The organism is Streptomyces sp. NPDC025806 (assembly GCF_055558275.1).
The window spans coordinates 583,969-610,196 of sequence record NZ_JBVHMU010000002.1; the positions used below are offsets into that span (position 1 = coordinate 583,969).

Here is a 26,228-nt window from a genome sequence, read left to right on the forward strand (position 1 = left end):
TCCAGCGGAGATCGTTCGTGCACGGTTCGGCGCCGCGCTCGGCCGGTCAGCCCGCGATGCCGCGCCAGGAGGGCGGGGGCTCAGGCCTCGCCCGAGGTGTCAAGGGCGACGCGTGCGCCAGAGCCAGGTCGCCGTGCCGGCCAGCACGGCCAGCGTGACGAGGTTGGCCACGAGGGCGGGGAGGTCACCGGCCGGGGCGACGGTGGTCTCTTCCCAGATGATGACGGCGGTGGTCGGCAGGACGAAGGTGAGTACGACGCCGATCGCCTTCTTCAGCGGGGTCCAGTGGACAGAGGTGCAGAGCAGAATCGCGCCGACGATGCGGAACACGCCGCTGAGGAACTGCAGGGCGGTGCTGTCCGGGAAGGGGACCGCGGCGAGGAAGGGGAGCGTGAGCATGAGCAGCGGGACCAGGGGCCGCACCTTGCCGCGCTCGTCGGCGGCAGGGCCCGGCGCCGAGGAGACGAAGCCCTGGCCGCCGGCCTCGGAGAGCGCGGTCGCGGCGATGGTGCGGGGGTCGCCGAGGTCCCGGAGGATGTCGGCGAGCGCGGCGTCGGGGCGTTCGGCGCGGGTCACCTCGATGTGTTCGGCGAGGTCGGCGAGGAGTTCCTGACGGCGGTCGGCCGGCAGTGCGGAGGCCTCGCGCTCGACGGCGGCGAGGTAGTCGCGTACGGGGTCGGTGGTCTTCATACGAGGTCTCCGGTGGCGGGGTGGGGGGTGGCCAGGAAGGTGTCGACGGCATCACGGAAGCCGGGCCAGACGTGGGTGAACTCGTCGAGCGCCGCCCGGCCGCCGGCGGTGAGGGCGTAATACCGGCGGGGAGGGCCCGAGGCGGACTCCTGCCAGGTGGTGGTGACCAGGTCGTCGCGGCGGAGCCGGGAGAGCAGCGGGTAGACGGTGCCCTGGCTGGTGGCCAGCGCACCCGAGTCCTCCAGGGCATGGAGCAGCTCCACGCCGTAACGCGGCTGGTCCCGCATCAAGGCGAGGACGCAGTACTCCAGCACGCCCTTGCGCAGCTGGGCGGCTGCGCGGGCCTGCTTGATCGAATGACCAGGTTCCATGCAAAGCAAGATACCAGGTGACGCATAGGGTGAGGGCCGGGTGCCGGAGGGGCACGGACATGTGGCAGGCACGGGCCGTGCCGAGCCCCGCACCGGACCGCACGACACGTTCGGGCGGCTACCGCGAAGCGGCTGGTGTCGCGGGTCCGCTCCGGCCGCGTCGACGCCTACGCTCCCACTGCCGCACGCACCAGCAACCCGCGACCGCTGATGGAGCCCCATGCCCTCCGACAACACCCAGCCCCCAGCGACCGGGGCGAAGCCCAGCTCCCTGCTGCTCCAGGGCAAGCTGTGGATCGCGCCAGGCGTGCTGAGCGGGTTGGTGGCCCTCGTCCTCTCGCTGCTCTACATGGGAGGCATCCTCACCCCCGAAAGCAGCCTGCACCGGCTGCCCATCGCCCTCGTCGATCAGGACACCGGCCGCCCCCTGCCCGGAGCGCAGCAGAATCTGGGTGCGCAGATCAGCAGCCAGATCGTCGCCGGCACGCCGCCCGGGGACGTGCAGTGGCGCCGGCTGAGCATCGACGAAGCCCAGGATCAACTGGCCTCGGGGAAGGTCTACGGGGCTCTCGTCGTCCCGCGCGAGTTCACCGCCGCCGTGACCTCCCTGGGCGGCCCTCACGCGACCCGGCCGACGCTGACCGTACTCACCAACCCGGGCCTGGGCAGCCTCGGTTCCTCGATGGCAGCCAAGATCAGCCAACAGGCGGCCCGCAGCGCCTCCCTGGGTATCGGCAAACAGCTCACCTCCTCCCCGCAACTCGCCGAGGCGGACCCCACGGCCCGTATGCTGCTGTCCGACCCGGTCGCGGTGAACACGAAGCAGGGACACCCCATCGGCCGCCACAGCGGCTTGGGGCTGAGCGCCTTCTACTACGTGCTGCTGCTCGTCCTCGCCGGATTCCTGGGCGCCAACATCGTCCACAACAGCATCGACACCGCACTCGGCTACGCCGATGTCGAGATCGGCCCCTGGCACCGGCGCCACCCCACGGTCCCGATCAACCGCACGCAGACCCTGCTCATCAAAATGATCATGACGGCAGGGCTGTCCGTAGTGACCGTGGCGCTGGTCATGGTGGCCTGCATCCCCATCCTGGGCATGGACGCTCCGCACGTTCCCATGCTGGCTCTGTTCTCGTACTGTGCCTGTCTCGGCGTGGGGCTCGGCGTGCAGGCGATCAACGCGGCGTTCGGGGGCATCGGCCAGATCGTGTCCATGTTCGTCTTCATCGCCCTGGCCCTCCCGTCCTCGGGCGCCACGATCCCGCTGCAGGCCGTGCCGGGCTTCTACCGCTTCCTGGCCCTCTTCGAGCCGATGCGTCAACTCTCCGGCGGGGTCAGGGCGATCCTGTACTTCGACGCCCGCGCGGACGCGGGACTCGCGCGTGCCTGGATCATGATCGCGATCGGCATCGCAGCGGCCCTCGCCTTCGGATTCCTCATGACGCGGTATTACGACCGGAAGGGCCTGCACCGCATGGCGTCCCAAGTCGCCTGACCTCTGGGGCTGCGGTATCCGGCGTCGGAACAGGGTGGTCGGCTACCAGCAGTGAAGGGTGAGGCCCAGGCGGCATCTCTGATGTGCTGTCAGGCATTGAGCCCCAGTTCCTCGATGACCGTGCCGATCTGGGCGCGTTGCCGGGTGTCGAGGCCGCGCAGTGGCAGGGGAAGGTTGTCGGGCGCGGTCAGACCCAGGTGGGCTGCTGCGGCGGCGATGACCCGCAGGGATCCTCCGTGCCGGATGTACAAGTCCCACATCGGCTGGAGGCGTTCGGAGACGCGCTGGGCCTGCTCGCTGTTCCCGGCCTGGGCGGCTCGGGTGAGTTCCAGGGCGGGCTTGGGGAAGGTGCCGCCGATCACGGAGTACCAGGCCTTTCTGGGCGTCCTCGGCCGCCTCCAGGACGTGAGCGGTGCGCAGCGCGCTGATGCCGACGATGACGGGGATGCCGTCGGCGTGCTCGACGGCCAGGTGCGCGACGCGGGCGCGTTCGGGCCGGGTGAGATAGGCGTGGGAGCCGGTGGAGCCCAGAGCCCCGATCGAGTCGACGCGGGCGTCGACGCTGGGGCGGATCCGGCGCGGGTTGGTGCCGAACGAGCGGTAGACGGTGTGCCAGGCGGCGATGCGGGGATCGCTCTCGTCGGCGGGCGCCCACGATCCGTCGGTGAGCTGTTGCTCGAGCTGCGTGAGGGCGGTGGTGGTGGCGGGCCAGGGCTCGTGGCCGCGCAGCCCGGTGGCGGTGACCAGGGCGATGAGAGTGTCGGGGAAGGCGTCGGCGATGGCGGGATCGAGGTGGAAGGCGGTCATGGGTGGTGCTCCGTTCCGAGAAGGGGCGGGGGAGGGAGGTGTCAGGGTTTCCAGGGGCCGATGCGGTCCAGGCGGCGCCGTTACTGGCGTGCGGTGGGCACGTCCAGGGCCTGGCCACGCGCGGTGAGCCGGTCGGCGACGGAAGTGCGGTGTTCGACGGGCTTGTGGTCGTCGTACTTGAACTTGGCCCGCACCTCGCCGACTTCAAGGGCCAGCCCGCGGATGCCGGACAGCATGCGCCCGTACGGGGCCTGGCCGACCTCGATCGCGCCGTGGTCGCCGTCGGGCTGGAAGTGGGCCATCTGCCGGCGCAGCAGGGCGGCCTTGGCCTCGGGCTCGTCCACGATGCGGGCCTGGCAGGCGAACTGGACGGCCGCGTAGTAGCTGGTGGGCACGCCGTCGGTGGGTTCGGTTCCGGGTCCTGCCCGCCAGGGGCCGGGGACGAAGGCGTAGTCGCCGACCACGGTGAAGGTGACGTTGGGGTCGTAGGCGAGCGAGTCCCAGACCGGGTTGGGGCGGGCCAGATGGGTCAGCAGGCGGCTGCCGTCGACGACGAAGTGGGTCGGCACGGTGACGGGCGGGTGGCCGAGCAGACCGTTGACGCTGAGCAGGCCGAAGTCGTGGCCGTCGGCGACCCAGGTCTGCCACTCGGCCTCGTCCAGGGCCGCGTCCCAGGGCTGGATGAACATGCGGGTCTCCTTGCGGACAGCAGACGGTTCAGGTGAGAGCGAGGAGGCTGACCGCGACCGCGGCCGTGCCCAGGCCGATGAGCTGGCTCCTGTGGATGCGCTCGCGGAGCACACTGCGGGCCAGCAGCACCGTGCCGGCCGGATACAAGGCGGTGATCACGGCGACGACGGTGAGGTCACCGCTACGCGCAGCGAGCAGAAACAGCAGGTTCGCCAGCGAGTCCAGCACTCCGGCCGCCGCCGACAGCCCGTAGGCGGGCTTCTCCGGACCCAGCCTGCGGTGCATGAACCCGGCCGCCGCCAGAGTGACCACGGAGGAGACCGCTCTGCCGATGACCAGCGGGGCAACCCCGCTGTCCGAGGGCGCCTGATGCAGAAAGATCAACTGCAGCGCGATCGCCGCACCGGCCCCGAGCGCGAGCAGCAGCGCGGCGCGCGACGGCCTCGCCGACCCCGCGCCGTGCCCCGCGCTGACCAGCACCACCGCGACGAGCGCGAGCGGCAGACCCAGCAGACCGGCCATCCCCAGGTGCTCGCCCTGCACCAGTCCGACCGCGACCGGCAGCGCGGCGGAGACCAGTGCCGTCACCGGGGAGAGCACGTTCATCGGACCGATGGCCAGCGTCTTGTAGAGCAGGGTGAACGCTGCCGCCGAGGCCACGCCGGAAGCGGCGCCCCAGCCGACCGCGGCCGGACTGAACGAGGCTCCCAGGACCGGCCACAGCATCAGCTCGACCGCGAGACTGGCCGGAGCGGCGGCCATCACGGTGCGCAGCACGTGCGCCTTGCGGGCGCCCAGACCGCCGAGGAAGTCGGCGCATCCGTAGGCCAGAGAACTGCCCAGGGCCAGCAGCAGAGCTATCACGAGACGATCCCTTACTATTGCAGTAGAACGACTAGACCGTACAACGGAATGACCGCCCTGTGTCAATCGAACGACCGTGTGGCGCATTCCACTGACCGAACCATGGGAAAGGTGGCCAGGTGGCCGAGACAGACGCGGCCCTGCGCACGCTCGCGCACAACGTCCGCACCGCCCGCACCCGCGCGGGCCTGTCCCTGGACGAACTCGGCCGCCGGGCCAAGGTCAGCAAGGGCTCCCTGGTCGGCCTGGAGAAGGCACAGGGCAACCCGAACTTCGCGACCCTGGTCCGCCTCGCCGACACTCTCGGCGTCTCGGTCTCCGCCCTCATGGAAGGACCGGCCGAAGGCCGCGTCCGCATTGTGGCCGCCGATACCGTCATGCCGCTGTGGGCCGGAGACAAGGGCAGCGAAGCCCGCCTCATGCTCACCACCTCCGGCCCCGCCCCGGTCGAGGTGTGGCGCTGGCGCCTGGAACCGGGCGAGGAATACCCCAGCCACCCCCACCAGGCCGGCGTCGTCGAGACCATCAGCGTCACCGAGGGCAGGATGGTCCTCGTTGTCGACGGCACCGAGCACCCCGTCGAAGCCGGACAGACCGCCACCTTCGACGGAGACGCCCCCCACACCTACCGGGGCTCCGGCGAGACCACCTGCCACCTGATCATGACCGTCCACCTGCCGCCGGGCCCCACCACCTGAAATTGAGCACCTCAGGCGGCCGAAGGGGCCGACTGAAGTGCTCAGTCACAGCAGGCGCTCACACCGGAGACGAAGTCCCCGGAGTCCGCCTCCGCCGTGTGGCGGAGGTGCTCCGTCTGCGCGGGCGATGTTTCGTGGCAGCCGTCTCGCGAGGGTGGAGCCATGAAGATCAGCCTCCTGCACAGACCTCCGACCGTCGATGACACCGAGCGTCCGGTGCCCCGCTGGGCGACACGCCTGGCCTGTGCGCTCCCGTTGCTCCTGTTGCCGTCGTGCCTGTGGCGGCTGCCGTTCGCCGTCCACTTCGAGATGGGTCAGATCGGTCAGCCGGACATGCCTTCGTACTGGATCAGCGTGCCGTATGTCCTGACCCTCAGTGTGCTGAGCGAACTGATCGCGTTTCTGACGATCGGGTTGGTCCGGGGCTGGGGCGAGGTGGCGCCCGCCTGGATCCCGGTCATCGGCGGAAGGCCGGTGCGGGCCGGCGCGGTCTTCACCGCTGCGCTGTTCGGCGGCTTGGTTCTTACGGTGCTGTTCAGTTCGATCCCGCTCGGCGGCGGGCAGGCGCTCACCGCGTTCGGTGTTATCGACCGCGTCGACTACGCCACCAGCGCCTGGCAGGCCCTGGCGCTCACGGCCACCGGCCCGGTCGCCCTCTGGGGCCCGATCACGATCGCTCTGGCCTTCGCCTACCGTCGCCGGCGCGCTAGCGGCGCTCTCCCTCCCATCGAAGTGAAGGACATCTGATGGCCCAGGAGCATGCATGACGATGGTCCTCAGCGCCGGGTCAGCGGTGCTGACCGCCCTTCTTGAAGGACCGGGGGTGGTGGCGACCATGGAGGTGCCGCCGCCTGCGGCGACCGAGGTGGACCGTCACGTGCGCGACGACGGTGACCGGGACAAGAAAACAGGCGATCCATGACGTGCGCAGTGTGATGTCGGCCAAGGACGTGGCCGCCTTCCATCCGTGAGGGAGACCGAGGAGAAGGGCCGAGACGAGGAGCGACAGCACGATCGACGCCAGCACGGCGACAGCCGTCCAACGGACAAGACCTTTCCACCATGCCCTCGCGGCATCCCGATCCACGCTGCCCCCTCACCGATCGTGCGTGCATTGTGGCTCACGACCTACAGCGGGCGGCAGGGCCGCGTCGACAGGAGCCCCAGGAGGCGCGGGCCTTGTCCGGCACGCGCTGTCATGCGCTGTGACATGTGGGCGAGGCGGCGTTCGCCGCGCTGAGCACGGGCGTGCCTTCCCGGCCCGCGCGGCAACGCGGGCCTGCTCGATACCAGTCGTTCCAGGAGCAGTGGGAGTCCGCGGCTTCGGCCTGTCAGTCGGCCCTGCCACCGACTTGTACCAGCCCCAGCTCGTAGGCGGCGATCACGGCCTGGGCCCGATCGCGTAGTTCGAGCTTGGCGAAGAGGCGGTTGATGTGGGTTTTCACGGTGTGGTCCGTGATGGTGAGCCGGCCGGCGATCTCTCCGTTGGACAGTCCTCGGGCGATCAACGTGAGCACTTCCGCCTCCCGGGCGGTGAGTTCTCCCACCGAGTGAACGGGCAGTCGTGATGTGCGCGCGTGGACGAATTCGCCGATGAGCCGTTTGGTGATCTCGGGGGAGAGCAGCGCGTTCCCGGCTGCCACTACGCGTACCGCATGCAGCAGTTCGGGAAAGGTCGCGTCTTTGAGGAGGAACCCGGCCGCGCCGGCGGCGAGCGCGTCGTACACGTACTCGTCGAGACCGAAGGTCGTCAGCATGAGAACCTTCGTCGTTCCGCCGGATGCGGCGATGATCTCGCGTGCCGCCTCGATGCCGTTCTTGTGCGGCATACGGATGTCGAGGAGTGCGAGATCGGGGCGCGTCGCCGCGGCAAGGCGTACGGCCTGCTCTCCGTCCTCGGCCTCGGCAACGACCTCGATGTCCTCCTGTGTGCCCAGAAGGTTCACGAAGCCGGTACGGACGACCGCCTGGTCATCGGCGACCAGTGCCCTGATCACGCATGCCTCCTTCTTTCCCGCCACGGGGTTGATCACCCGGTCGCCCAGGGGAGTTGCGCTTCCACCAGGAACCCTCCATCCGGGCCCGCCCCTGCGCGGAGACGACCCCCGACCAAGGCCGCTCGCTCCCGCATCCCGGTCAGCCCGTGACCCGTTCCCGGGCCGGGGGCCAACCCTGGGTCTGGGCCTGGGCCGTTGTCACGGATGCGTAGGGTGAGGAGGCGGCCGGCGGCAGCACCGTAGTCGATCTCCACCAAAGTACGTGCACCGGGCGCGTGCTTGCGGGCATTGGTCAGCGCCTCTTGGGCGATCCGGTACGCGGACAGTTCCCACGCGGCGGGAAGTGCCACCCGCTCACCGGTCACCTTCAACTCGGCCGTGCCGCCCACAGCCCGGTGCTGCTCCACCAGTTCGGCAAGGCGGTCGAGCGTCGGCTGCGGCGCGGTGAGGGCAGCGTCCGCTGGTGATGTGCGCAGGACGCCGAGGAGACGTCGCAGTTCGGCCATCGATGAGCGGGCCGTGGTGGCAATCTGCTGGAAGCCGTCGCGGGCCTCGGGCGTGAGCCCGGGGGTGGTGTAGGTCGCGCATTCGGCCTGAACGGCGATCATCGACACCGAGTGCGAGACGATGTCGTGGAGCTCCCGGGCGATGGCGGCGCGCTCGGCCTCGGCGGCCTGCTGCCGCTCCAAGGCGATCAACTGGGCCTGGGCCAGGTTCCGTTCATTGCGTGACTCCTCCCGGGAGCGGACCGCGTCGCCCATCATCACTGCGCCGAAGGTGACCACGGTCAGCAGGAACGACTCGGCGAACAAGCTGAGAGACCCCTTCTCCCAGAGCGCGGGCACCGGCAGGTTCATGCGCGACCAGGTGTTGATGTGCACCAGATTCACGCACACGGCACCCAATGCGCCGCCCGTGACGATCAATGCGGGGTGCAGCACCCGGAACCGGCCCAGGGTGTAGAAGCCGATCAGCCCGCTCGCCATGATCGACAGGTACAGGTTGACGTCCCCGGCGAACCCGAGGAGTCCGGCGGCGACCGTGAGCACCGCGACCGGCGGGAAGGACCGCCGCCACATCAGTGAGACGGAGGAGACCAGCACTCCGGTCACGGTGGTCACGGATCCGGGAAAGGCGATCAGCTCCGCCACGGCTGCGGCGGTCAGGGCACCGCCGGTGACCCAGGGGTAGGCGGGCTCGGCGATCCAGACGCGGCACCGCTGCTGAAGGGACATACGCATACGTCCATGGTCCGTGCAGAGATCGGTGGGCGCGTCACCGTACGGGGTGAGCCTGCGGGCGGACGTCATGCCACGGGTTGACTCCCAGGTCCGCAGCCTCGGTTGACGCGCGGCGATCTGCAGATTCCTACCGTCGACGGACATGGCGAAGAGACTTGAACGGTACGCGCGACAGGTTCGGCACCTGCGTCCCGCGCGATATGAGCCGTACGCGTGGGCGCTCTGCACGGTCGTGGCGCTGAGTCTCACCCTCGTGTCGCGTCTCGTACCGCACCGTGTGTGGGGGACAGGGGCGTCGGCGGGATACGCGGTCGCGGCTGTCCTGGCGTGCGGTGCGCGTACCCGGCCTGCCGCGCGGATCGTCGCGGTGGCGGGAGCCGTCGTGGTGCCGTTCGTCTCCCTTGTGGCGGCAGGACTCGGACAACTGGAGATCGCAGTCGTCGAGCGCTCGGGGCACCTGCTCCTCACGACCGGCACCCCGTACCTCGCGGACCCTTCAGCTGTCGCCGACTTCAACCCCTACCTCCCCGCGATGGCCCTCTTCGGCGCGCTGCCCGGAGACGCGCGCTGGTGGATGGGCGGCCTCTTCGTGACGACCCTCGCGGCGGCCGGCATGAACCGAGCCTGGCTGCTCGCCTGCCCTCTCGTCGCGTTGCCCCTCGCGGTGGGAGGGATCGACCTTCCGGTCGCCGGCCTGATGTGCCTGGGCGTCACGCTCGCCGGACAGGGACGGTCCGGCCGGGCGGGCTTCGTCCTCGGCGCCGCCGCCGCACTCAAATGGACGGCATGGCCATCACTCCCCGTAGTGCTGGCGCTGATCACGGTGCGCCGGGGCGCTCGGCCCGCGCTGCGCTGCACGGCCGTGGCCCTGTCCACCGCGACGACGGTCGTGCTGCCCTTCGTGCTCACCGACCCCGCTGCCTTCTACCAGAACGTCATCGCCTTCCCGCTGGGTCTCACCGACACCGTCTCGCCGGCCGCGAGTCCGCTGCCCGGGCATCTGCTCGCGGCCCACGTCCCGGGCGGCAGGACCCTCGCGCTCGTGTTCCTCGCGGCGGGAGCGCTCGTGACCACGGCATCCCTGATGGCGCGGCCACCCAGAACACCACCTGCTGCCGCCGCCCGGCTCGCGCTCGGCCTCGGCCTGGCGACAGCCCTGATGCCCGCGACCCGCTTCGGCTACCTCGTCTATCCGCTGCTGCTCGGGGTGCTGACCTGCCGATCGCCGCAGCACACCGACACCCCCACCACCACGGCCACCCCCTCCAGGAAGAAGGCCCTCGCATGACGAACAACTCCCGTCCCCGCACCCTGATCGTCACGAATGACTTCCCGCCCAGACAGGGCGGCATCGAGACGTTCGTCCGTGAACTGGCCGACCGCTTCCCACCGGACGAGGTAGTGGTCTTCACGTCGGCGTCGAGCCCAGCCAAAGCCGAGTGGCCATCCGACCGTCCCCATCCCCATCCGTATCCGGTGGTCCGCCATCCGGTACGGACCCTCCTGCCCACACGGCAGGCCACCACGCACGCCGCATCCGTGGCCCGCCGGTACCACTGCGACCGGGTGTGGTTCGGTGCGGCGGCGCCGCTCGGCCTGATGACGGCCCGACTGCGCAAGACGACGGACATCCGCACTGCGGTCGCCACCACACACGGCCACGAGCTCTGGTGGGCCCGCACTCCTGGCGCCAGGGCCCTGCTGCGCCGCATCGGCAAGGACGTCGACGCCCTGACCTGGCTCTGCCCGAGCACCCGCCGGCCGATCGAAGCCGCCCTTGCTCCCGGCACCCGCACCGCGCGCCTGGCCCCCGGGGTGGACACCACCACCTTCCACCCCTATCTGGACGGCGAACCGGTGCGGGCCCGCTACGGCCTCGGCCGCCGTCCGGTGATCCTTTGCGCGGCCCGGCTGGTCCCGCGCAAGGGGCAGGACACCCTGATCAGAGCCCTGCCCTGGATCCGCAGGGCAGTCCCGGACGCGATGCTCCTCCTGGTCGGCGACGGCCCGTACACCGCCCGACTGCGCCAACTCGCCGTGACAGAAGGTGTATCGGACTCTGTCGTCTTCGCCGGAGGCCAGGCACATCATGCCCTCCCCTCCTTCTACGCCGCCGCCAACGCCTTCGCCATGCCCTGCCGCACCCGACGGCGGGGCCTTGAGGTCGAAGGCTTGGGCATCGTCTACCTGGAGGCTGCTGCAGCGGGCCTGCCTGTCCTGGCAGGGGACTCGGGCGGTGCCCCCGACGCCGTACGCGACGGCGAGACCGGCCATGTCATCGACGGCCGCTCGGTGGCGGCGACAGCGGACCGCCTGACCAGATTCCTCCGCAACCCCGAACTCGCCCACGAGATGGGCCAGAAGGGCCGCCACTGGGTCCAAACGGAATGGACCTGGAACAGCTCCTACACGACTCTCGCCCGACTGCTCCATGCAGCCGGAGCAGCACACTGAGTTCTGCCGACCGCCGCGGTGCACCGGCACCTTGATCACGTGATCATTACCTCAGCGGTAATGGTCACGTGACGGACCTCCCGTCTACGTTCAGAGCGTCGTCTCAAAAGGGGACACAGACAGGCCGGCCAAGGGATCACCATGTCTGCTTATGGCTTCGCGCATCTGCGTAATCGCCGTCACCACCCCGATATTTTGAGGTACTTGGAGCGCATCCAGGCCACCCTCGACCCCTTCCACGGGCGCTTCGTCATCCACGGCCCACCGGCCGAGGTCGTGGAAGGAAGCTGGCCTGGAAGCATGGTGCTCATAGAGTTCCCAGACATGGCCAAGGCCCGTGCCTGGTATGAATCCCGGGAATACCAGAAGATTCTGCGGCTTCGGACCGACCACATCGAGGGAGACCTGCTCCTGATCGAGGGTGTTGGACCGGCGTATGACCCACATGAGCGAGCGACAAAGATTCGAGCAGAAGAGGGGCGGGCGAGCGACGCCACTCAACCCTGATCCGAACAACGACGATGTGCGACATAGCCCTAGCCATGGGCAGGCCCGGGATGTTTCCGTACATGATCGCCTCATGCATCCTTCCAGCCCCCAGGGCGATCAGCCGAGTACGACGGACGGGCTGCTGCAGAGCGCGGGGACGAAGGACCGGCGCCTGCGTGCTCCACGGCTTCACCCTGGTGACCGGGTGCGGCTCGTGTCACCGTCCAGCAGCCCCGATCGCCGCCACGTGGAACGGGGTGTGGCCGTCCTTGAGTCCTGGGGCCTGCGCGTGGAACTGGGCGAGCACGTCTTCGATCAATGGGGCCCCATGGCCGGTGAGGACGGGGACCGGCTGGCGGATCTCAACGAGGCTTTCAGGGACCCGGGAGTGAGAGCCGTTTTCGCCACGCGCGGCGGGGCAGGTGCGTACAGGATTGCCGACGGGCTCGACACGGATGCCGTACGACGTGACCCCAAGCCGCTCATCGGGTTCAGTGACGTGACGCACCTGCACCTCGCGCTGTGGAGGGAATGCGGGCTCGCGACCGTCCACGGTCCCTTCCTCACGCATGGCGATGATGTCCTCGACAAGGCGACCGTAGAGTCGCTGCGCCGTGCCGTGATGACGACTGAGTCGGTCACGTTGTGCTCCGATCCGACCGAGGCGACCGCAGGTGTCACTGTGGGTGGGACGGCGAGGGGCGTGCTGGTCGGGGGACTTCTCACGGCCCTCAGCACCGAGGCCGGCGCCGGGCTGCCTGCTCTCGACGGGGCCATCCTGTTTCTGGAACACCCCGCAGGCGGCCTGCGCAACGTGGACCGGGCTCTGACCCAGATGCGCCGCAGTGGGGCGTTGAACGGGCTGCGTGGCGTTGCCCTGGGCCAGTTCTTCGGGTTCGAGGGTGATGCAACAGCTCCCCAGGACGGCGGCTGGAGCGTTGTCGATGTCCTGGCCGAGCATTTCGGCGACCTCGGAATCCCTGTGGTCGGCGGCCTGCCCGTCGGCCACCGAGCGCGGCCGGCCACCCTGCCTCTGGGTACGGAAGCGCTCCTCGACGGCACAGCACGAACGCTCACGGTGGGCTCGGCCGTGACGTGACAACGGAGTGACAGCGAGACCCTCACGCGGTCCGGCCCAGAATCAGGCCCGCGGCAGCGTGGGCTGCGCGACCTTCCTCGCCGCGGCGCGTTCTCGGCGCCCAAGTCGGATAGGGGCGTGTCAGTGGCTGGTGGCAGGATCCCAGTGTGCTGATCAAGGGATACGACGACGGCCCGCTGGTTGCGGGCGAGTCACTGCCGGCCAGACGAGGCTTCTGGTCGAACTACCTCATGATGTGCGGCGACGGATCGCGTCCTGTACCGGAGTGGTTCGGCGACGACGGTGCCGATACGGATGCCTTGTCCGAAGTCCTCTTCGACCCCGAACGCTGGCCTGTTTTCCGAGTACCGGCTGAAGACGGTCCCGGGGCTGTGGTGATCTACCGCAACCTGGTCGGCGACTACGGCATCGACTACCTCCTCACCCATCCAGGCCGGAGCCACGCCCAGCAGACAGCCAGCTGGGAAGGAGAACTGTCCGGGGCCGGGCTGACCTGGCACGAACTGGTTCGCCTGGCCGACAGCCCCTCCCCGGCAGAAGGCGTCGAGGACCCAGCCGCGCGCCTCCTGCTGATCCTCCCTCTCCTTGCCGATCTGGACCTGCCGGAGTCGGCGTCGGCAAGGCTCGCAGCCGACCTCATTTCGGTCGGAGCGCCGCATGACAGTGCCTTCAGCACGGCGGAGCATCTGCTGACCTGCCTGGCGAGAAGATCGCACCACGACCCCACATGGGGAACGCCGCTGAGCGGCAACTGAGGGACTGCCAGGTGGTGCTCGGATACGTCGTCATCTTGACGGCCGGCACCCGAAATGTGCCTGGAGGTGAACGCCCCGGCCCGAGCCTCAGCCGTCCAGCAAGGACCGTGGTACGAACCCGGTGTCGGCCAGTCGCTCCCACAGCCCGTCGGGGACGGGGAAGCGGGCCGCCGCCGCGTTCGCGGTCACCTCGGTCGCCGACCGGCAGCCGACGACCACCGAGGCGACCGCCGGGTGCAGGAACGGGAACTGGACCGCGGCCGCGGAGAGGGGCACCCCGAACTCGGCGCACAGCGCCCGGCACTCCTGCGCCCGGGCCAGCTCCCGCCCGGGAACCGGACGGTAGTTGAACATCGCCTGGGGCGACGGGTCCGCGAGCAGACCGGTGTTGAAGACGCCGCCCACGACCACCGCCGTCCCGGTCCGCGCGCACAGCGGCAGCAGCGTCGTCAACGCCTCGTGGTCGAGCAGCGAGAACCGGCCCGCGATCAGGACCACGTCCACCTCGAACTCGGCCACGTACGCGGCCAGGGGTGCGCTGTGGTTCATGCCGAAGCCGATCGCGCGCACCAGCCCCTCCTCGCGCAGCCTGCGTACTGCCGGATAGGCCGTGCGCCGGACCTCCTCCGGGTAGTCGTCCGGGTCGTGCAGATACAGGACGTCGACCGAGGACCGGCCCAGCCGGGTCAGGCTCGACTCCAGGGACCGGCGGATCCCGGCCTCCGTCCAGTCCGTGACGACCTCGCCCGGCGCGCCGCCGGGCCCGGGGCGCAGCAGCCATCCGGCTTTCGTCGAGACGACCGGCTCGGTGATCCCGGCCGGCCCGAGCAGCCGGCCGAGGCGCTCCTCGGCCTGGCCGTGCCCGTAGCGCGGCGCGGTGTCGAAGTAGCTGATCCCCGCCTGTGCCGCGGCGCGCAGCGTGGCGGCGGCGTCCTGCTCGGACACCTCCTGGAACAGCCCGCCCAGCGGCGCGGTCCCGATGCCGATGCGGGGGAGGGCGAAGGGTGTCCGGGACGGTGCCCGGTCGGGTGAAGACGCGGTCATCAGGCTTCCTGCCAAGGGGAGTTGTATGCGGGTCGGCCGGACCGCAGGGTCATGGTCAGCGTCAGCCGCACCCGCGTGCGGCCGGGCAGTTCCACACGGCAGTACGGGCCGCCGACCTCGTGCGCGGGGCCTTCGTCGACGCGGACGGTGTGCACCACGTGCTCGGCGAAGGAACCCGCCTGCACGACCACCGAGCGCGCCGCCCCGCCCAGATTGACCAGCTCCACCGCCGTGTGGTCCGGGCTGATGTCCGTGACGAGCGCGGCGACGTCCGGCGGCAGCCCGGGGCGCCGCTCCACGGCGTCGTGGTAGCGCAGATGGAGATGGGCGAGACCGCCGTTGTAGAGGACCTGCGGAGAGCCGGTGGTCAGCTGCAGCAGCGCCTCGGTCAGCACCGGATTGAGCTGCTGCCAGTGGTGGATGCCGAGTGCGTCCGGGCCGACGGCCGGGTCCACCGGGTCCCCGGCGATGGCGTCGAGCCGCTCCTGGCACGAGGCGAGCGCGCTGCGCAGCATCCGCTCGGGGAAGTCCGGATTGCGGCCCTGCAGGAACTCGTACCAGGGTTCCTCGTGCCCCGCCTCGTCCTTGATGCGCTGGGTGTGCACCGCCGTCCAGTCCCAGTGCGAGCCGGCCCGCAGCACCTCGATCCGCTCCCGGTCCGCCTCCGCCCGGCTGAAGTGCCAGAGGGACATCGGGAGTTGGCCGGGCATGACCGTGAAGTCGAACCAGCCGGAGTCGTTGTGCCGCTGCGGGACCATCAGGGTGTGGTCGGCTGTCATCGCCGCGAGATGGGGATCCCAGCGTTCGCCGAGCGTGCCCCGCTCGTCCGCGCCGCGCTGCTCCGCCCGGCGCAGCACCGCGTCCAGCGGGTTGCGGGCCAGGTCGAGGAAGGCCGTGTCACCGGTCAGCAGGGTGGCGTTGGACGCGCCGACCAGGGTGCCGCTGGCGACCGGGGACAGCCCGTGCGGCCACGACCATCCGTAGTGCCCGCCGTACCAGCGGCCGTCCAGGTACTCGCCGACCTGCCCGCTCAGGCCGGCGTTGTCCGGGACGACGTCGTGCCCGGCGAGCCGCTCGAGCCAGACGCCGACGTACTCGGCGACCCAGTCCGCGTAGCGCTGTCCGCCGCCCAGGAGATACGCGTTGGTGGCGAGCCCGGTCGCCGCCAGGTTCACGACGGTGTCGCCGCGGCCCATCCGGTCCCACATCGCACGGCCGTAGGCCCGGGCCCGCTCGGGGGACGCCGCCAGCTCGTCGAAGGACGTCACGTCGGGCATCCCGTCGAGCGGCAGACCGTAGGGGCGCAGCGCGAGACTCCACGGGAAGTACGCGTCCTCGTCGCTGAATCCCCACCGGGGGCCCGCCGACCCGTTGTGCGGCGCCCGGATCACCCGGTGCGCGGCGTCGTAGTTAGGTCCGCCCGGAAGGTAGAAGTCGGCGAAACGGCAAGCCAGTTCGCGCAAGTGGGCGTCTTCAGGATCGGCGAGGCACAGCCCGTAGAACAGCAGCAGCCCCTCGCCCTGGTGGAACCAGTCGTAGCCGCGCTCCAGGCCGCCCTCCAGCATGCCCATCTCGGTGAGCTGCGCGCTCACCCCTTCCCAGTGGCGCCGCGCGGCGGCCAGCAGCTCCGTGCTGCCGCCGAGGACGTACAGCGTCGGCCAGTTGAAGAAGGGCTCGTAGAAGTCGTCCACGCCGTCGCGGCCGTCCAGGCCCCGGCCCAGGGTGTCGCGGAACACGAGGCGCCCGTCGCCCTCGGTGTACCGGTCGGCGAACACCCGCCACGCCTTGTCCTGGAGAGCGAACAACTCCCGCTCCAGGGTGGCCCATCGGGGGGTTTCCGTGACGGGGCGGTCCGCCCGCAGGCGCGGGCCGTGCCCGGCGCCGGCCCTCATCGACGCACCGCTTCCGCCGCGTCCGCAGCGCCGCTCCGCTCGGTCCCGTGCCTCACGTGGCCCCACCCTTCGCAATCGCCCATCGATAGCCGATGGTTAGACTCACCGGCGCGAGCCGGCGTGTCAATACTCCGGAACCACCCCGGAACCACCCCGGAACCACTCCGGAACCACTCCGGAACCGCCCCTGAGGAGGCTGTCGACCGTGATCGACTGCCATGTCCATCTGTGGGACCCGGCCCAGGGATTCCCCTGGATCCGCCCCGACAGCCCGCACCACCGGACCTTCGACGCCGACGACCTGGCCGCGTCCGACGCGGACCCGGACCTGTCCGGGTCGATCCTCGTCGAGGCGTCCCGGGGCGACGCCGGCGAGACGGACGCCCTGCGCGCGGCGCGGCTGCTGCGGCCGGACCTCGTCGCGGGATACGTCGCGAACCTGCACGTCCACGCCGACGCCGGCCAGCACCGGCTGCGCGCCCTGCTCACGGAACCGCGCGAGAACCGCCCCAGCGGGATGCGGCTCGGCGGGCCGTGCTGGACGGACACCCCCGCGCCCGCCCGCGCCTTGCTCCCGGTCCTCGCCGACACCGGGACCTTCCTCGAACTCAACCTCCTCGCAGGCGCGTTGCGCACCGCCGCCGACGTGGCCGCCAGGCATCCGGAGCTCACCGTGGTCGTCGACCACCTCGGCAACCCGCCGAACCTGCGCACGGACCCGGGGGAGTGGTACGCGGACCTCGACCGGGCCGCCGCGGCGCCGAACGTCGTCGTGAAGATCTCCGGCCTGCTGACCCAGCAGCACGGCGTCCCGCGCGAACGGGTCGCGGCCCTGGTCCGGCGCGTCGTGGACACCGTCGGCCCGCGGCGCTGCCTCATCGGATCCGACTGGCCGATCTGCCTGGCCCGCGGGAGCCGCGCCGAGTCGCTGGCCCTGTCCCGGCTCGGCCTCGACCACCTCACGGCACGGCAGCGGGAGGACGTCCTGCACGCGAACGCCGTGCGGGTGTACGGGCTGCATGGTTGACACGCCGTGAATCCCCCTGCTTCGATTCCCTCGATAATCGATAGCCGGTGACCTGCTGCGCCGGCCCGGCCGGGCCGGCCCCGACCCCCGCGGAGACGCTCCATGGCCTTCTTCGACCTGCCCCTGGACGAGCTCGAGAGATACCGCCCCGACCTGCCGGAGCCCGCCGACTTCGACGCGTTCTGGCACAGCACCCTCGCCGGGCAGGAGCAGTTCGCCACCGCCGCGACGTTCGCCCCCGTGCACAACGGGCTGGCCACGATCGACACCTTCGACGTGACCTTCGCCGGATACGGCGGGCATCCGGTGCGCGGCTGGCTGCACCTGCCGGTGAACCGTACGGGCCCGCTGCCCGCCGTCGTGGAGTACCTGGGATACGGCAGCGGCCGGGGCGCCCCGCACGAGACGCGGCTGTGGGCCTGCGCCGGATACGCCCACTTCGTCATGGACACCCGCGGACAGGGAGCCGAGACCCCCGACCCGGACCCGGCCACCGGCGACATGGCGGCCCCCGGCTTCCTCACCCGCGGCGTCCTCGACCCGCACCGCTACTACTACCGGCGCCTGTACACCGACGCGGTCCGCGCCGTCGCCGCCGTGCGCACTCATCCCGCCGTCGACCCGGCGCGCGTCGTCGTCACCGGCACCAGCCAGGGCGGCGGCATCGCGCTCGCCGCGGCGGGCCTGGTGCCGGACCTCGTCGGCGTCATGCCGGACGTGCCGTTCCTGTGCCACTTCCCGCGCGCCACCACGATCACCGACCGCCCGCCGTACGTCGAGGTCGCGCAGTTCGTGAAACGGCACCGGGAACACGCGGCGACGGTCGCCCGCACGATGGCCTACTTCGACGGCGTCAGCCTGGCCCGCAGGGCCACCGCGCCGGCTCTGTTCTCCGTCGCCCTGATGGACCACATCTGCCCGCCGTCCACCGTGTACGCGGCCTTCAACCACTACGGCGCCCAGCGCGGGCCGGGCGAGGCGGACAAGCGGATATCCGTCTACCCCTTCAACGATCACGAGGGCGGCGGCCCCGCCCACGAGGTCGTCAAACTGGAGTGGCTCGCAAAGCGGCTGGTGGACACCATCGATAGACGATGAGTGCGTATCATGGGACAACCGGCTCGCCCCGTCGCACGATTGGGAATTCATGACATCGAATGCGTCGGCTGGATTCGTCTCCACGCTGGCCACCAACAAGGACCGCTTCCGCAAGACCCTGATCTCGGACCAGGTGTACGACCTGCTGCGCCAGGCCGTCGTCGACGGCGACCTCGGGCCGAACGAGCGCGTGGTCGAGTCGGAGATCGCGCGGCGCCTCGGCGTGAGCCAGGCCCCGGTGCGCGAGGCGGTCAAGCGGCTCGCCCGCGAGGGCCTGCTCATGCATGTCCCGCGCCGCGGGCACTTCGTCGTCGAGATCTCCTCGCAGGACGCCGAGTACGCCCGCCAGGTGCGCGAACCGCTGGAGCGGCTGGCCGCCCAGCTCGCCACCGAGCACCTCACCGACGACCATCTGCGGGAGCTCGACGCGCTGGTCGAGCGGATGCGGGCCGCGGTCGCGGCGCACGACGTGAGCCGGTTCCGGGACGCCGACATCGAGTTCCACACGCTGGTCAGCCAGATCGCGGGCAACCCGTTCCTGGCCCGCATGTGGGAGGTCATCGAGCCCAGCCTGCGGGCCCTGCGCGCCATCTCGGACCCGCTCTTCGAGGGCGACTGGAGCGCCATGGCCGACGAGCACGGCCGCCTCGTCGAGCTGCTGCGGGCCGGCGACGCGGAGAGGGCGGCCGCGGCGTTCGCCGACCACGCCGCCGGCCGCGGGCCGGTCCCGGACGCCCGCGCGAAGAGGGCGCCCAGGGCGGCCGGGGCGGCGAAGAAGCCGCGGAAGGCCGCGGCCAAGAACCCCTGACGCCTCCCCGACAGCACGACGACCGAGGCCCGAGCCGGAATCCCGGCTCGGGCCTCGGCCGTGCGGTCCGGCTGGCGGTCCGGCCCTGTCATTCGGCTAACCGCGGGCTCCCGCGGTCCACCGGGGCGCTCCGTGCTGGTAGGCGCCCAGGCTCGGCACCGGATCGGTCGATCCGTCGTTGATGCCCGGCAGGGCGATCGCCGCGTTGCGTGCCGGTGAGCCGTCCTGCAGCCGGTAGTCGTGCGCCGCCGCGTCGACGAACAGCGGATCGGCCTCCGGGGGCAGGTTGTTCGACAGGACGAGTCCGCCGTCGGTCGCGCCGCTCAGGCCCCGGATCGTCCCGATGTTGTTGTAGATCTTCGTGCCGGTCGACTGCCCCGGCTCCTTCACGTAGAAGAGGGTCATCCCGCCGGTGTTGCCCGCGACCAGGTTGTCGTGCGACCCGGTCCCGAGACCGTTGAGCATCACCGTGCCCTCGCGGTTGCCCCAGCCCACGTTGTTCGCGATGACCAGGTTGCTCTGACCGTTGTCGGCGTAGATGCCCGAGATGCCGAACGTCGACGACTTGGTGCTCGGATCCGGGTCGTGCAGCACGTTGTGGTCGAGAGACGAGCCCATCATGTACGCGCTGCAGCAGGTGTAGATCGCGGCGACGTCGAGACTGAGCCGCGCGTACCCCGAGACGTCGTTGTACGCGATGACGTCCTTGCCGGGTTCGAGCCCTTCCACGGTGTTCCACTGCAGGTTGATGCCGCTGCGGCCGACCCGCGCGATCGTGTTGTGGGTGACCGTCTGGCTGTTGCCCTGCACGGCGATGCCGGCCGAGTACGTGCCCATGTAGTCCACATCGTGGATCACGTTGTCGGTGGCCGTGTTGTTCTGGCCGCGCAGCGCGATGCCGTTGCCCGCGCTCAGCGACAGATCACTGTCGACCACCTTGTTGTGGGTGCCGTTGATGATCAGGCCCGTGTCCGTGACGCCCCGCGTCACCGTCGTGCCGCAGTCCGTCGCGCCGCGCGTGATGTCCGTGTAGTGCGACAGATACTGGCCCTTGATGCCGTCCAGGGTCACACCCGTGCTCGTGTCGCCCGTCCGCACGGTCGTCGCGAAGAGCTTGATGCCCTTCACGGTCGTGTGGCTGGTGTTCGTCAGGTCGAAGCCCAGGGTGCGCCGCTTGGCCTCCACCCGGTGGTTGTCCGGATCGTCGTCCCCGTACACGTACAGCTTCTTGGCCGTCGGGTCGTAGAACCACTCGCCGGGGCGGGCGAGTTCGCCGATCTTCCCGGAGAGGGAGTACCGGGTCTCGCCGGGGACGACCTTGTGCACGCACGGCGGCGCCGCGTCGAGCGTCACCGAGCCGACCGCCGAACTCTTCACGGTGCCGGTGGCCGAGATGTACCAGTAGCCGGTGAGGGCGCGTGCGCCGTCCCAGTACCCCGCGGGGCGGGTCAGGGCCGCGTCGGAGATCGTGGCGTTCGCACTGCCCGCACCGGCGTACTGGAGCGTGGGTCCCAGCAGGTCCAGGCCGGGATAGGGCCATTGGGCCTCGATGTCCATCTTCTTGTCGGTGAACACCTGGACCGTCGACACATCCGTGCCGAGGTCCACGTCCGTGCTGTAGATGTGCCCGGCCGCCACCGCGTCGCTGAACTGCGAGCCGGCGGCGAACGGATCGCTCTTCGCGATCTCGGTGACATCGGCGGCGGTGACCGGATCGAAGCCGGTCAGCCGCGAGGCCCCGTTCACCGTGACGTCGGCGCCCACCGCGGCCTTGTACGTGATCGGCAGCTCGGCGGTGCCCGACCGGGCCGGGACCACCGTCTCCTCGTACGAACCCGAGACGATCTCGCACGTGTCGCCGGGCACCATGACGTCCGCGCACTTCTGGATGTGCCGGAAGGGGTACGTGGCGTTGCCGCCGTCGTTCGCGTCGTCGCCGTACGGGCCGACGTAATAGGTCCTGCCCGCCTGGGACTTGGGCGGATGGGCCGCGGCCGGATGACCGGCCGCGACCACTGTCAGCGCGGTGAGCAGGGCGGCCGCGGACAGATGTTTCCCTCTCCTGGACACTCCGTGATCCTTTCTTCCGAGGTCGACGGACAACGCGGAGGTCAGCCCTTCACGGCGCCGACCGTGAGACCGCTGATGATGTGGCGCTGCATGTAGATGAAGAAGATGACGACGGGCGCGACGGCGAGCAGAAGGTTGGGGAACACCTTCGTCAGGTCCGTCGAGTACTGGCTGATGCCGGCGTAGATCGCCGTCGTCACCGTGTAGTGCCCGGAGGACGGGCTGAGCAGGATCTGCGGGGAGACGAAGTCGTTCCAGATCCCGATGGAGTTGAGGATCAGGACCGTGACGACCGCCGGACGCATCAGCGGGAAGATGATGGTCCAGAACGTTCGGTAGCGGCCCGCGCCGTCGATCGTCGCCGCGTGGTCGATGTCCACCGGGATCGTGCGGATGAACCCGACGAACAGGAAGATGCTCACCGGCAGCGTCGACGCCACGTCGTGCGCGACCAGACCCGTCACCGTGTTGGCCAGGCCGATCTCGCGCAGCACGTAGATCACCGGGATGATCACCGCGGCACCCGGGATGAACGTCCCGGCCAGGAAGTACAGCAGCACCAGTTGCGTGCGCTTCTTCAGGCTGCGCGCGATCGCGTACGCGGCAGGGCCCGCGAGCGCGATGCACAGCACGTCCACGATCACGACCAGGAACAGCGTGAACCCGTAGCCGCCGATCACATTGAACTGCGGGCTGCTGATCGCCGCCGCCATGTGCTCGAAGGTCAGACCGGACAGGGGAATCGAGAACGGGTTGTCCAGGATGTCCTGCTGCGACTTGAACGCGTTGACGACCAGCAGATAGACCGGCACGACCATGACGACGAACAGGACGCTCAGCAGTACCCAGCGCATCGGGGAGCGTGTCCCCTCGCGCTCCGCCCGCACGGTGTCGTCCTGCTCGGGCGGCCGGCCCTTCGGCTTGTCGCCCTTGCGCGTCGTGAGCGCCTCTGTTACGACCACCACCGGCTCCTCACCGACCCGTCGCTGCCTGGTCCTGCCGGTTGCGCAGCGCCGTCACGAGGAGGGCGAGCACGGCGGAGACCACCATCAGGAACACCGCCTGAGCGGTCGCGTAACCGACCTTGGTGCCCTCGAAGGACCGGGCGAGAATGAGATATGTGAACGTCTGCGTGGACCCGGCGGGACCACCGCCGGTGAGGCTCACCACGAGGTCGTAGGCCCGGATGAGTCCCACCAGGTCGAGCACCGTCGCCACGGTCACCACCGGCGCGATCATCGGGATCACGACCCGCAGATTGATCTGCCGCTTGTTCGCGCCGTCGATCGCGGCGGCTTCGAGGAGCTCGGCCGGCACGGTCTGCAACGCGGCCACGAACAGCACCACGTTGAAGCCGAAGCCCGCCCACACGATGACCGCGATCAGCGAGACGAGCGCGAACTTCTCGTCGAAGAGGAAGCCGACCGGCTCGATGCCGAACTTGGCGAGGGTGTTGTTGACGGCGCCGTTCGTGCCGAGGATCGCCGCCCACAGGTAGCCGAGGATCAGCGCGCTGATCACGTGCGGGAAGTAGGCGACCGCCCGGAAGAACGAGTTCGTGCGCGACTTCCCCTTGAGGGCCAGGGCGTACACGAGTCCCAGGCCCACCATGAGGACCGTGCCGGCCACGGAGATCAGACCGGTCACGTACCAGGCGTCCGTCGAACTCGGGTCGTCGAACAGGTGCGTGTAGTTGTCGAACCCGATGAACGCGGCGCTCGAGAAGCCGTCCCAGTCGGTCAGGCTCAGATACACGGCCACGCCGACCGGCACGACCGTCATCACCGTGTAGAGCAGGACCGCCGGGCCCATCATGCCGAGGGAGACGGCGGACTCGCGGAGGCGAGCCCGCCGCCGCCCCCGGGTCACTGCTGAGAGTTCCACCACTTGTCCAATCCGTCCGCGACGGCCTTCGGGGACGCGCCCGTGTACAGGGACTGGATCTGCTTGTTGAGTTCGTCGCTGAACCCGGTGACCGGCTGGTTCTCACCCGACTTCACGATCACCGACGGCGCCTTGTCGAGGATCTTCTGCACCGATGTGCCCAGGCTCGACATCGGGTACGAGAAGCCCTGGCGCAGGTTCGCGTCGGAGGCGAGCTGACTCTTGATGGCCTCCGGGTCGGTCGTCGCCCACTTCACGAACTCGATCGCCTCGGCCTTGTGCGGCGACTTGTTCACCACGACGTACGGGTTCGAGACGTTGCCGAACTGACCCGACGGGTACGCCCCGTCGGTCGGCATCGTGAACACCCCGATGTCGTCGCTCTTCTTCGCGGCGTCGGCGGCCGGCACGAAGAACGAACCCATGATGTACATCGCCGACTTGCCGTTCAGGAAGGCCGTCTGGCCGTCCGCGTACGTGACGCCGAGCGCGCTCTTCTGGAGGTACCCCTTGTCGATCCAGCTCTTGTACGCCTTGAGATACGGGACGTAGCCGCTGCCCGCGAACGTCGTCTTCTTCGCATTGCGCTTCGCCGTCCACTTCGGGTCGGCGGTGAGCACGCCCGCGTCCGCCATCATCGAGAACTGGCCGCCGGTCACCCACTGGCCCGCCGTCTGCAGCGGCGCGTAGCCGGCGCCCTTGAGCTTGCCCATGGCAGCGGTGAAGTCGCCCATGGTCCTGATCGCCGTGGCGTCCAGGCCCGCCTTCTCGAAGGCCGCCTTGTTGTAGAAGACGAGCGACTGGATCTGCTCGCCCACCCCGGCCATGTACTGCTTGCCGTCGACCTTGTACTGCTCGGCGAGCGGGGTCTTGGCCGCCCAGGCCTGGTCGGACAGATCGGCGAAGAGCGAGGCGGTGTCGGCCGTCGGCGTGATCTGCTGTGCGACGTCCGGCGGATCGCCCGCCGCCAGGTCCTGGCGCAGCTTGGCGTCCGCCGCGACCGTGCCGGTCAGTTCGAGCTTGACCGTCACGCCGGGGTGCGCCTTCTCGTACTTCGCGAAGAGGTCGTTCCAGTACTTCTCCGTCAGGTTCGGCGTGATGTTCACGATGACGCGGAGGGTGGTGCCCTCCGCGGCCTGGTCGGACCCGCCGCCGCAGGCGACGGCCGACGCCATCACCAGCGGAGCCACGGCGAGCGCACAGGTCCGGCGCCACATTGCTCTCATGGGACACGCTCCATTGCGAGTCGTAGATAATCGATAGGTCATGTTCGGACGGAGCTCGTGACGAGTGGTACGAGGGGTCCGGCCGAAGGGGGAGGGGTCGCGGGATGTGAGATGCGGCTGCCACGCGAGCCAGTAATCGTCTATCGATTGCTGATGCTAGGGGGGCCGCCCGCGCATGTTCAAGAGTGCTGCGGCAACCGCTTTCCCGGGTCCTCGTCGAGGAACAGCTCGACCACCGGCAGCAGCACATCGGGCCGCGCCACCGGGAGCGTCAGAGTGAGCGTGCCCGCCGGCCGGCCCGGGGGAGCCAGGTTGTTGTGCTCGTGCCGCGCCCCGTCGATCTCCTCGAAGCCGATCTCCGAGCCGTCGTGCAGGAGTTGGGCGTAGCACACCCGGCCGGCGAGCCCCGGCAGATGGACATGGCGCAGCGGCCAGGCCGGCAGATGCAGGTAGAGGCGGCGCCCGCTTTGCGTGTAGAGGGCGTTCGCGGGTGCCCGGTGCGGGCTCGGTCCCGCGCCGTGCACCGCCCGTCCGTGCAGCCGGGTCCACTCGCCGATCGCCCGCAGGATGTCCTGCGCCCGCGGATCCAGCGCGCCACGGCCGGTGGGCCCGACGTTGAGCAGCAGATTGCCGCCGCACGCGACCGACTCCACCAGCATCCGCACCAGCAGCGCGGGGTCCTTGTAGTCGTGGTTGTCGCGGTCGTAGCCCCAGGAGCCGTTGAGGGTGTGGCAGGCCTCCCACATCACCGGGACACCGTCCCGTTCCACGGGGCGATCGGGCTGGTACTGCTCGGGCGTCACATAGTCGCCGGGGACACCGAGCCGGTCGTTCACGAGAATGCCGGGAGCCAACTCCCGCACCATGGCGAGCATTTCGCGCGCACCCCACTCCTCGGGGCCCATCCCGGGGTACGAGAAGTCGAAGAAGAGCAGATCGACGGGTCCGTACCCGGTGAGCAACTCCCGCACCTGCGCCCGCAGATACGAGCGGTAGCGCGCCAGATCCCGCGGCTCGCCGGCCGCCCCGGTGCCGCGCAGCGGATGGTGCTCGTCCACGGGGAAGTCCGGGTGGTGCCAGTCCAACAGCGAGTAGTACAGACCGACCCGCAGCCCCTCGGCGCGCATCGCGTCGGCGAACTCGGCCACCAGATCCCGGCCCTTGGCCCGCACCGAGGTGTAGTCGGTGTGCGCCGAGTCGAACAGGCAGAAGCCGTCGTGGTGCTTCGCGGTCAGCACGGCGTAGCGCATCCCGGCCCTGCGCGCGGCCCGCGCCAGCTCCCGGGCGTCGAAGAGGTCCGGGTCGAAATGCTCGAGGTAACGGTCGTACGCCGGCTGGGACATGGCCTCACGGCTGCGCACCCACTCGTGCCGCGCCGCGAGGCTGTAGAGGCCGAAGTGGACGAACAGTCCGAAGCGTGCGGCCTCGAACCAGCCGGCGGGCGCGCGGGGCACGGAGGGTGAGTCAGGCCTGGAGGGTGAGGAGGGCACGGAGGACTCCTGAGGGCGTTGACTGATGGCATT

26 protein-coding genes and 1 pseudogene are annotated in these 26,228 nt (G+C 69.9%); 12 read left to right on the forward strand and 15 right to left on the reverse strand.

The annotated features are described in order from the left end of the window. Positions 1 to 99 precede the first annotated feature (99 nt). Both ACZ4E1_RS06280 and ACZ4E1_RS06285 read right to left on the reverse strand, forming a co-directional pair. Positions 100 to 690, reverse strand: a complete 591-nt coding sequence (locus ACZ4E1_RS06280) for an HAAS signaling domain-containing protein (RefSeq protein ID WP_467536351.1) — start codon at positions 688 to 690, stop codon at positions 100 to 102. Then, positions 687 to 1,061, reverse strand: a complete 375-nt coding sequence (locus tag ACZ4E1_RS06285; protein WP_467536353.1) for a PadR family transcriptional regulator — start codon at positions 1,059 to 1,061, stop codon at positions 687 to 689. Before ACZ4E1_RS06285 ends, ACZ4E1_RS06280 begins: the two co-directional genes overlap by 4 nt. A 220-nt stretch (positions 1,062 to 1,281) precedes the next feature. Here ACZ4E1_RS06285 and ACZ4E1_RS06290 point away from each other — a divergent pair, with 220 nt between their 5' ends. Next, the gene (locus ACZ4E1_RS06290; RefSeq protein ID WP_467536356.1) at positions 1,282 to 2,562 is read left to right on the forward strand and encodes a YhgE/Pip domain-containing protein; all 1,281 of its coding nucleotides are present in this window, start codon (positions 1,282 to 1,284) and stop codon (positions 2,560 to 2,562) included. A gap of 89 nt (positions 2,563 to 2,651) precedes the next feature. Here the strand turns inward: ACZ4E1_RS06290 and ACZ4E1_RS06295 are convergent, their stop codons facing one another. The 4 genes and pseudogenes from ACZ4E1_RS06295 to ACZ4E1_RS06310 all read right to left on the reverse strand — a co-directional run bounded on the left by ACZ4E1_RS06295 (position 2,652) and on the right by ACZ4E1_RS06310 (position 4,923). Next, the gene (locus ACZ4E1_RS06295; RefSeq protein ID WP_467536676.1) at positions 2,652 to 2,924 is read right to left on the reverse strand and encodes a dihydrodipicolinate synthase family protein; all 273 of its coding nucleotides are present in this window, start codon (positions 2,922 to 2,924) and stop codon (positions 2,652 to 2,654) included. A 186-nt stretch (positions 2,925 to 3,110) separates the two neighbouring features. Further along, a pseudogene (locus ACZ4E1_RS06300) lies at positions 3,111 to 3,369 on the reverse strand (hypothetical protein); the annotation flags it as partial. Positions 3,370 to 3,449: 80 nt separating this feature from the next. After that, positions 3,450 to 4,058 carry an FMN-binding negative transcriptional regulator gene (locus ACZ4E1_RS06305; protein ID WP_467536358.1) on the reverse strand — a complete coding sequence of 203 codons (609 nt, stop codon included), beginning with the start codon at positions 4,056 to 4,058 and terminating at the stop codon, positions 3,450 to 3,452. A gap of 28 nt (positions 4,059 to 4,086) precedes the next feature. Then, on the reverse strand, positions 4,087 to 4,923 hold the full coding sequence (locus tag ACZ4E1_RS06310) for an EamA family transporter (protein ID WP_467536359.1): 837 nt from the start codon (positions 4,921 to 4,923) through the stop codon (positions 4,087 to 4,089). 119 nt (positions 4,924 to 5,042) lie between these two features. Here ACZ4E1_RS06310 and ACZ4E1_RS06315 point away from each other — a divergent pair, with 119 nt between their 5' ends. From ACZ4E1_RS06315 to ACZ4E1_RS06325, 3 genes are all read left to right on the forward strand, one after another. Next, positions 5,043 to 5,621, forward strand: coding sequence for a helix-turn-helix domain-containing protein (locus ACZ4E1_RS06315; protein WP_467536361.1), 579 nt, complete (start codon positions 5,043 to 5,045; stop codon positions 5,619 to 5,621). A gap of 162 nt (positions 5,622 to 5,783) precedes the next feature. After that, positions 5,784 to 6,368 carry a hypothetical protein gene (locus ACZ4E1_RS06320; RefSeq protein WP_467536362.1) on the forward strand — a complete coding sequence of 195 codons (585 nt, stop codon included), beginning with the start codon at positions 5,784 to 5,786 and terminating at the stop codon, positions 6,366 to 6,368. A 16-nt stretch (positions 6,369 to 6,384) separates the two neighbouring features. Continuing rightward, positions 6,385 to 6,543 (forward strand): hypothetical protein, encoded by a 159-nt coding sequence (locus ACZ4E1_RS06325; protein WP_467536363.1) that lies wholly within the window; start codon positions 6,385 to 6,387, stop codon positions 6,541 to 6,543. A 409-nt stretch (positions 6,544 to 6,952) separates the two neighbouring features. Here the strand turns inward: ACZ4E1_RS06325 and ACZ4E1_RS06330 are convergent, their stop codons facing one another. Together ACZ4E1_RS06330 and ACZ4E1_RS06335 are read right to left on the reverse strand one after the other, a co-directional pair. After that, positions 6,953 to 7,618, reverse strand: a complete 666-nt coding sequence (locus tag ACZ4E1_RS06330) for a response regulator (RefSeq protein WP_467536365.1) — start codon at positions 7,616 to 7,618, stop codon at positions 6,953 to 6,955. Positions 7,619 to 7,650: 32 nt separating this feature from the next. After that, positions 7,651 to 8,859, reverse strand: coding sequence for a sensor histidine kinase (locus ACZ4E1_RS06335; protein WP_467536666.1), 1,209 nt, complete (start codon positions 8,857 to 8,859; stop codon positions 7,651 to 7,653). A 142-nt stretch (positions 8,860 to 9,001) separates the two neighbouring features. Here ACZ4E1_RS06335 and ACZ4E1_RS06340 point away from each other — a divergent pair, with 142 nt between their 5' ends. The 5 genes from ACZ4E1_RS06340 to ACZ4E1_RS06360 all read left to right on the forward strand — a co-directional run bounded on the left by ACZ4E1_RS06340 (position 9,002) and on the right by ACZ4E1_RS06360 (position 13,656). Further along, a complete protein-coding gene (locus tag ACZ4E1_RS06340; protein ID WP_467536367.1) occupies positions 9,002 to 10,147 on the forward strand; it encodes a glycosyltransferase 87 family protein in 1,146 nt (381 codons plus the stop codon). Then, a complete protein-coding gene (locus ACZ4E1_RS06345) occupies positions 10,144 to 11,313 on the forward strand; it encodes a glycosyltransferase family 4 protein (protein WP_467536368.1) in 1,170 nt (389 codons plus the stop codon). Before ACZ4E1_RS06340 ends, ACZ4E1_RS06345 begins: the two co-directional genes overlap by 4 nt. A gap of 141 nt (positions 11,314 to 11,454) precedes the next feature. Further along, positions 11,455 to 11,820 carry a DUF1330 domain-containing protein gene (locus tag ACZ4E1_RS06350; RefSeq protein WP_467536371.1) on the forward strand — a complete coding sequence of 122 codons (366 nt, stop codon included), beginning with the start codon at positions 11,455 to 11,457 and terminating at the stop codon, positions 11,818 to 11,820. A 73-nt stretch (positions 11,821 to 11,893) separates the two neighbouring features. Next, positions 11,894 to 12,901, forward strand: coding sequence for a S66 peptidase family protein (locus tag ACZ4E1_RS06355; RefSeq protein WP_467536373.1), 1,008 nt, complete (start codon positions 11,894 to 11,896; stop codon positions 12,899 to 12,901). Between the two features lie 146 nt (positions 12,902 to 13,047). Then, complete coding sequence (locus ACZ4E1_RS06360; protein ID WP_467536375.1) at positions 13,048 to 13,656, forward strand: hypothetical protein; 609 nt, start codon at positions 13,048 to 13,050, stop codon at positions 13,654 to 13,656. An 87-nt stretch (positions 13,657 to 13,743) separates the two neighbouring features. Here ACZ4E1_RS06360 and ACZ4E1_RS06365 read toward each other — a convergent pair whose 3' ends face one another. Further along, entirely contained in the window at positions 13,744 to 14,700 is a 957-nt protein-coding gene (locus tag ACZ4E1_RS06365) for an aldo/keto reductase (protein ID WP_467536377.1), read from the reverse strand. Continuing rightward, positions 14,700 to 16,592, reverse strand: coding sequence for a DUF8034 domain-containing protein (locus ACZ4E1_RS06370; RefSeq protein ID WP_467536378.1), 1,893 nt, complete (start codon positions 16,590 to 16,592; stop codon positions 14,700 to 14,702). The genes ACZ4E1_RS06365 and ACZ4E1_RS06370 overlap by 1 nt, the downstream gene beginning before the upstream one ends. 205 nt (positions 16,593 to 16,797) lie before the next feature. On the opposite strand from ACZ4E1_RS06370, the gene ACZ4E1_RS06375 reads away from it, so the two are divergent. The 3 genes from ACZ4E1_RS06375 to ACZ4E1_RS06385 all read left to right on the forward strand — a co-directional run bounded on the left by ACZ4E1_RS06375 (position 16,798) and on the right by ACZ4E1_RS06385 (position 19,525). Further along, positions 16,798 to 17,619 carry an amidohydrolase family protein gene (locus ACZ4E1_RS06375; protein WP_467536381.1) on the forward strand — a complete coding sequence of 274 codons (822 nt, stop codon included), beginning with the start codon at positions 16,798 to 16,800 and terminating at the stop codon, positions 17,617 to 17,619. Between the two features lie 102 nt (positions 17,620 to 17,721). Continuing rightward, the gene (locus ACZ4E1_RS06380) at positions 17,722 to 18,717 is read left to right on the forward strand and encodes an acetylxylan esterase (protein ID WP_467536382.1); all 996 of its coding nucleotides are present in this window, start codon (positions 17,722 to 17,724) and stop codon (positions 18,715 to 18,717) included. 49 nt (positions 18,718 to 18,766) lie between these two features. Then, on the forward strand, positions 18,767 to 19,525 hold the full coding sequence (locus ACZ4E1_RS06385; RefSeq protein ID WP_467536385.1) for a GntR family transcriptional regulator: 759 nt from the start codon (positions 18,767 to 18,769) through the stop codon (positions 19,523 to 19,525). A 96-nt stretch (positions 19,526 to 19,621) separates the two neighbouring features. Here ACZ4E1_RS06385 and ACZ4E1_RS06390 read toward each other — a convergent pair whose 3' ends face one another. The 5 genes from ACZ4E1_RS06390 to ACZ4E1_RS06410 all read right to left on the reverse strand — a co-directional run bounded on the left by ACZ4E1_RS06390 (position 19,622) and on the right by ACZ4E1_RS06410 (position 26,159). Beyond that, the gene (locus ACZ4E1_RS06390; RefSeq protein WP_467536387.1) at positions 19,622 to 21,595 is read right to left on the reverse strand and encodes a right-handed parallel beta-helix repeat-containing protein; all 1,974 of its coding nucleotides are present in this window, start codon (positions 21,593 to 21,595) and stop codon (positions 19,622 to 19,624) included. Between the two features lie 41 nt (positions 21,596 to 21,636). Beyond that, positions 21,637 to 22,557: a carbohydrate ABC transporter permease gene (locus ACZ4E1_RS06395; protein ID WP_467536388.1), complete on the reverse strand. Its 921-nt coding sequence runs from the start codon at positions 22,555 to 22,557 to the stop codon at positions 21,637 to 21,639. 10 nt (positions 22,558 to 22,567) lie between these two features. Continuing rightward, entirely contained in the window at positions 22,568 to 23,479 is a 912-nt protein-coding gene (locus tag ACZ4E1_RS06400) for a carbohydrate ABC transporter permease (protein ID WP_467536390.1), read from the reverse strand. Then, positions 23,461 to 24,705 (reverse strand): ABC transporter substrate-binding protein, encoded by a 1,245-nt coding sequence (locus ACZ4E1_RS06405; protein WP_467536392.1) that lies wholly within the window; start codon positions 24,703 to 24,705, stop codon positions 23,461 to 23,463. The genes ACZ4E1_RS06400 and ACZ4E1_RS06405 overlap by 19 nt, the downstream gene beginning before the upstream one ends. 179 nt (positions 24,706 to 24,884) lie before the next feature. Beyond that, a complete protein-coding gene (locus ACZ4E1_RS06410; protein ID WP_467536393.1) occupies positions 24,885 to 26,159 on the reverse strand; it encodes an alpha-L-fucosidase in 1,275 nt (424 codons plus the stop codon). Between the last annotated feature and the right edge of the window lie 69 nt (positions 26,160 to 26,228).